This window comes from Streptomyces sp. NPDC055140 (assembly GCF_053607285.1).
Genome location: NZ_JBSGTG010000093.1, coordinates 1 through 5,890, shown reverse-complemented (window position 1 = coordinate 5,890; position 5,890 = coordinate 1). Strand labels below are relative to the sequence as shown.

The following is a 5,890-nucleotide window of genomic DNA, read 5'->3' as shown; positions in this document are numbered from 1 at the left end:
CCCAACCGGCGCTGCGGAGCCGACGTCGAGCCGATCACCCGAGGCATCGGCAACGTCATCGACCCGAGCGTGCGCGGGGGCAGGTTCGGAGACGGCTACCTCGATCACTTCACCGGCGGCTACGTCCCCTACGTACAAGCCACCCGCGACCGTGTCGCCATCGGTCTCGAGAAGTACCGCGGCAAGCCGTTCATCGTCACCCTGCGCAACCACTGCTCGGCCAGCTCCCTGGATGACCCGATCGGCACCCTCACCGCGAAGGGCGGCGGCCACCACTACCTCGTACGCCCGACGGCGGACCTGAGCATCGACGACTGCGAGTACCGGCCGCTCACCATCCGCGAGAAGGCCCGAGCCCAGGGATTCCCCGACGACCACATCTTCGCCGGTGACGAGGAAGCCCAGCGCCTCCAGGTCGGCAACGCGGTCCCCGTCAACGTCGCCGCCTGGCTCGCCCGGCGCGTCAGGGCGGTCCTGCCCCACTGACCCGCCCCAGCAGGGCACCCACTCCCCGCTGCCCCCGCGCCCACCGCCCCGGGGGCGGTGGCATTGTGCCTGCCGCACCGCGTCGGACCGCCGCTGCTCCCGGCCCAACTTCCATAGCCCACCCGCTCGCCTGCCGTGGTTGCGGACCTAACCCGGCCGGGCCGCACCTTGTGGTCAGCCGGAACGCCCCGCACCAGCCGATAGGTGGACGGCGGCGACCGGCATCCGCCGGGCTCCGCACCCCGGCGCAGGCGTCCCCCCGCCACCGCACGGCCCGGCTTCACCGGCCAACTCCCGGCACAGCGCCGGGCCCCGGCCGCCAACCCCGCCCAAGCCGCGAAACCGCGCTCCCACCCTGCCGCCTGTGCCGGGCTGCGGCGCCGCCTTCGGGGCGATCCACCCGCGAACGGAGAGCAGGACCCGTGAACCACACCCGCAAAACGATCAACACCCGCGTCTGCATCGACGAATTCCTCGGCCCGCTCGACTGCACGCTGGACCCGACCAACCGGTGGAACACATGGCTGAGCCCTCACTTCGCCCTGGACGCGGTCCGCGAGCTGTCCGCGCAGACGCTCCGCCATGCCGACGAGGACGGCTACGACTGCGTGCCCACCATCCACGTCATCGAGGGACGCGCGGACAGCCAGGACACGGTCCACCTCATCGAGGGCGGCCCCAGCCACTCCGACGACGGCGAAGACGGAGGGGAGAACCAGGCCGTCGCCGTGCGCATCCCCTGGCGGGCCCTGAGCCGGGGCGCGAACACCTCGATCACCCAGGCGACTCCACAGACCCGCAAGGCAGCCCGCAAGCGCAAGATCACCGGACGCGGCGCCCGCCGCGTGGTCGTCGTACACATCCGCTGGCAGTTCCTGGACGAAGGCAGTGACACCGCCGCCACCATCGTCCGTCCCGACGCCCAGGGCCTCTACCCGATCGGCGGCGGGGAGTGGACATGGCAGTTCGCCAGCTGGTGGTGCGCGTGCGACAACGGCTCGGACTGGCACGAGACCCAGTGCCCGTGCGGCCTCACCCGCGACGACCAGCCGAAGGCACCGCTGGGGACCATGGGCGTGAAGGTCGGCCAGATCCTGCGCATCCCGGCGCCCGAGGCCACGTCCGCACTCGTCGACCTGACCGGCCTCGCCCACGTGTGCGCGGTGTTCGCCGGGAACACCGAGATTGACACGGCCGACGACACCGGCACCATCGACACGGAGACGCTCGGCTGGGCCGACGAGGTACTGCGCATGGCCATGGATGAAGCCGCCCCCGAGGACCTCGCCTCATCCGGCTGGGAGCACATCACCCACAAGAGGTCCACCGCCCTCTATCGGATCACCTTCCCGACCACGCCCACTCACTGACCAGCTTGAGGCCCGCTCCGGCCAGGTGACCGGAGCGGGCCTCAAGCGTTCCGAAACCCCACCGTCGCCATACCTGCCCCCCGGGATGCCGCCGCCTGCCCGGCTGAGGCCGCACGGTTGCGCCTCTAATTGAGCACCCTGCCATGGTGCGCACGCCGGCCCGGGGGAGCGGCGACCACTATCCCCGTCCCGGAGCCGAGCCCATTCCCACCCACCGAACGGACCCCGTCATGCCCCTTTCCCGCAAGTTCGACCCCACAACGCCCGACGGCCAGCACATCGCCGCCCTGGCTCGCCGACTCTTCGCACTCGGCACCGACTGGCCCTCGCAGGACGTAGCCACCATCCTCAACGAGTGGTTCGACCAGACCCTCGGCATCGACCCTGAAGGCCCCGAGTACCAAGTCGACGCCGTCCCGCCCCGTCTGGTCTCACCCGACGCCACCACCGCGAACGTCACCAAACTCCTACTCAATGCCGGCCCCACACTCCACAACCCTCACCGCCCCGACCACGCCGACGACTTCACCGTCACCACCGACCCCGCATGCTGCGACGGAGAATGCGTCACCGTCACCCTCCCCAACGCGCGAGCCAAGCGGGCCCGCTTCGCCCTTGCCTGGCTCCGCCAAGCCGCATTTCACGCCGAGGAACAAAGGGCCTGAACCTTCGGCGCCCGCATCATCCACGTAGGCCACGGCGTTATCCGCGATACCCCCGACGGTGCCCCCGCCACAGCGCTCGCCGCCCAGCACTTGTGGTTCCAGGGCTTCACCTCCCCGACCGCCCAGGCCCCCTACATCCATGCGGATGCGGATGTACCAGGTCCCACCCCGCCCGTACCTGTGCCCTGGCGGCCCGGCTGGCTCAGCGTCGATGTCGCCGCCCCCTCCGCCGCCACCTCAAGGCAGCGGAGGAAGGTCGCCACCGCGATCGCCGACGCCTTCCGCACCGCCAACTGGCAGGTCGACCGGCGCGGCCCCGAGGCCCTCCACATCCATCCACCCGTCCCCCAGATCTGACCCTGCCGACCCTTGCCCCGAACTTCCGGCACTGCCCGGAGGTTCGGGCGCGCCTCCGCTCCGCGCCTACTCCTGTCGTGCCGTGCCCTTCTGGCCCGCCACACTGCCCGGGTGGGCGGCCAACCCGAGCCCCACACCGCGTGCCGCGCGTCGGGCCCGGCTTCCCCGGGGCCGCGCGGCCTGGCCCGCGCTGGCCAGCGGCGGGGGTTGCCTGGGTTGCGTGCCCGCCGTCCATGGTCGGTCGGGCCGGGGACGCACCGCACCCCCTCTCACGGTGTGTTGTGAGCGACCGGGCGCCTGCCAGACCGCCGCGGCCCCCTCCCCTTCCACGCCGCCGCGCGGGCTCGGCCCCTCTCTCATCAACCCGGCTCAACCCGCCGCGATCTGAGGAGTCCCGTTCATGCCGAATCCGTCGAAATTCGTCCTGCATGTCAGGAACTACTGCCCCCAGACCGACCCGCTGCACCGCGAGCCCGCCACCTTGGAGACCTGGCACAAGCCCGCCGTGGACTCCACGACCGCCCCGACCCGGATCACCGTCTTCGCCTCCACATCCAACGGCGCCCTCGACAAGGCGAACAGCTACCTCGCGCTGCTGCACGCCCGCCGCGCCTGGGAACACCCCGACAGTGTCCCGCCGACCGCCGCCGACGTCATCTACGCCGCCGCCCGCCGCCGCTTCACCGCCCTGACCGCCCGCGAGCGCGAGTCGGAGAACAACGACCCGGCCCGCCACGAGCGCCACCCCCTTCAGGCCAGCGCCCTGTACGACGTGATGCGCGAACGCGACGAACTCTCCTGACACAAGACAGGGCCGCCCGCCCCGCACCACGGGCGGCCCCCGCGCTCCCGAGCTGCTCCCATGGTCCCCGCGCCGGTCAGCCCTGCGCGGGGACGGCGCTCGCCCTGCTTGGCGACTCCCGCCCCAAGAGCACCCACCCGGCACCGCCGCACGGCCCGATCCATCGAACGCGCCGCACGACGAACGAGCCACACCCCATAAACCAGCCCACCCGGCCTACCGCACCCTGCTCCGCGGCGAGTTGCGGCCCTAGCCCGCCGCCCAAGCACGCTGCTCCGCGAACGGCCGGACGCTTCCGCGCCGACGCACCCCACCCATCGGAGGGCAACAACCATGACCACAGCCAAGACACACCCCGTCCGAGCAGCTAGCAGCAACCTTCTCCCGGGAGAAGAGACGCCAGTGCCGAACACTGCAAGCGCAAGACACCGAATGCCCGTGCTAGCAATCGCAGGAGGCACCGCCTCGGGTAAATCAACTCTTGCGAAGGCGTTGGCGCTCCACCACGCCGGGGCTGTGGCTCTCATCCACATCGACGACTTCTACGTGCCAGCGCACGACCCACAGCGCGGGATCCGCACCCTGAACGCCACCGGTGCCGAAACACTGGATTGGAACCACCCCGGCTCCATCGATGAAGACGCCGTGGCTGCCACAGTTGACGCAGCAGCCACCGACGGCCAGCACCGAATGGTTGTTGTTGAGGGCCTGTTCGCCCTCGCTCTGCCTAAAGTCGCCGTCCATGCCACCTGGCGGGTCTACGTCGACGCCCCCGATGACATCCGGCTGGCCCGCAAGTTGCTGCGCAAGATCGAGATCCAGCGCCAGGACCCACTGGTCTCCTTGCACAATTACCTGCTCACTGGCCGCGAACGCCACGCAGAATACGTCGCCCCCTCTCGTCATCAGGCCGATCTCGTTCTAGACGGAACGATGCCGACAGCGGACCTACTCACTGCGGTCGATCACCTGGTCGGTTCGGATCTTGCACCCGCTCACTGAGCGGCGGGATACGCCTGGGCCCGGCTCCGCCGGGCCACCCCTGCCCAGGGCGGCCCTTGCACCACTAGCCGACCCCCGCCGCACAGTGCGCCCACCGGTCGAGCCATACCGACGCCCGGCCCGCAGAATCACCGCCACTCACCAACTGCCGCTGGGAGAGACACCCGTGCCCGTCACCACCACATCCACAGCCCCGCCCCCGCACCTCTTCACCACCCGTCAAGACCTCGACCACGAACTGACCACCACCGGCACCTGGAAGGCCCTGCACACCGCCGTGCACGCCTCCACCCCCAACCTGACCAGCCAGCCCCACCACAACCACGGCAGTGAACCTGTAACCGGGCTGCGCTTCACCGAAGACACACCGCACACCGGCCAGGCCCGCACCAGGGGCACCGTCGTCATCACCCCCGACGGCATCCTCACCGTCCGCGCCTACACGATCCCCGGCCACCGCTGGCTCACCGCCCTCACGCACCTCGGCACCCTCCACCCCCACTCGATCCGCCCCAGCGCACCCACCACCACGCCCGCCGGCCCCGCCACCCCCTCCTGGTCGCTGCGCCCCCACGTGAAGAACCGCAGCTTCTCCGGCCACCTTCGACTAACCGACCACGTAGAGGCCAACACCCTCACCGACCTCCCGGACAGCATCGGCGACGTCAACGCCCTGCTCACGGTGGCCCCCGGCAGCCGAGCCGAGTGCCCCGCCAGTTGGCTGCTCGCCGCCAGCTTCCTCCACGTGCTGGCCACCGGCGCTCCGGCCTGTCCGCGAGACCACTGACCACACCTCCCTGCCCCGCCCCGCACCCTCGGCCTCCGGCCCGGCAATCGCCCGGCCGGGGGCCTTTGGCGTACCCGGGACTCGCCCGCTGTTCGCGCCGGCGCCGAGTTGCCCGGCTTGCGGCCCTTGCCCGACCCGAGGCGATGGTGCGGTTCACCGGCCCGGAGCGGGCGATGGCCACCGACTCCCGCCCCCTTCGGACCGGTCCACAACCCACCACGCTGACTGGAAGGCCCTGTCATGGACAAGCCTAAATCCGCGCTCGCGGCTCGAATCCGAACCGAGCTCCTTAGACGCCCCAAGCACCACGACCAGATGATGTTCATGGAAGGCGTCGACATCCTTGCGCCGGGAGACAACCTCACTGACGGCTCCCTCCAAGGCTGTGGCACCACCCTGTGCGTCGCAGGATAGGGTGGGC

Annotated in this window: 7 protein-coding genes; all 7 read left to right on the top strand. The window is 70.8% G+C overall.

The features are described 5' to 3' along the window. A partial coding sequence (locus ACWFR4_RS47290; protein WP_453657990.1) for a DNA cytosine methyltransferase occupies positions 1–486 on the top strand: 486 nt, incomplete at its 5' end. 422 nt (positions 487–908) lie between these two features. Next, positions 909–1,856 (top strand): hypothetical protein, encoded by a 948-nt coding sequence (locus ACWFR4_RS47285; RefSeq protein ID WP_453657988.1) that lies wholly within the window; start codon positions 909–911, stop codon positions 1,854–1,856. 230 nt (positions 1,857–2,086) lie between these two features. Further along, a complete protein-coding gene (locus ACWFR4_RS47280) occupies positions 2,087–2,521 on the top strand; it encodes a hypothetical protein (RefSeq protein ID WP_453657986.1) in 435 nt (144 codons plus the stop codon). Between the two features lie 180 nt (positions 2,522–2,701). Further along, on the top strand, positions 2,702–2,878 hold the full coding sequence (locus ACWFR4_RS47275) for a hypothetical protein (protein WP_453657984.1): 177 nt from the start codon (positions 2,702–2,704) through the stop codon (positions 2,876–2,878). A gap of 400 nt (positions 2,879–3,278) precedes the next feature. Next, on the top strand, positions 3,279–3,680 hold the full coding sequence (locus ACWFR4_RS47270; protein WP_453657982.1) for a hypothetical protein: 402 nt from the start codon (positions 3,279–3,281) through the stop codon (positions 3,678–3,680). 516 nt (positions 3,681–4,196) lie between these two features. Continuing rightward, positions 4,197–4,682 carry a uridine kinase family protein gene (locus ACWFR4_RS47265; RefSeq protein ID WP_453657980.1) on the top strand — a complete coding sequence of 162 codons (486 nt, stop codon included), beginning with the start codon at positions 4,197–4,199 and terminating at the stop codon, positions 4,680–4,682. 166 nt (positions 4,683–4,848) lie between these two features. Beyond that, entirely contained in the window at positions 4,849–5,469 is a 621-nt protein-coding gene (locus tag ACWFR4_RS47260) for a hypothetical protein (protein WP_453657978.1), read from the top strand. Positions 5,470–5,890 lie beyond the last annotated feature (421 nt).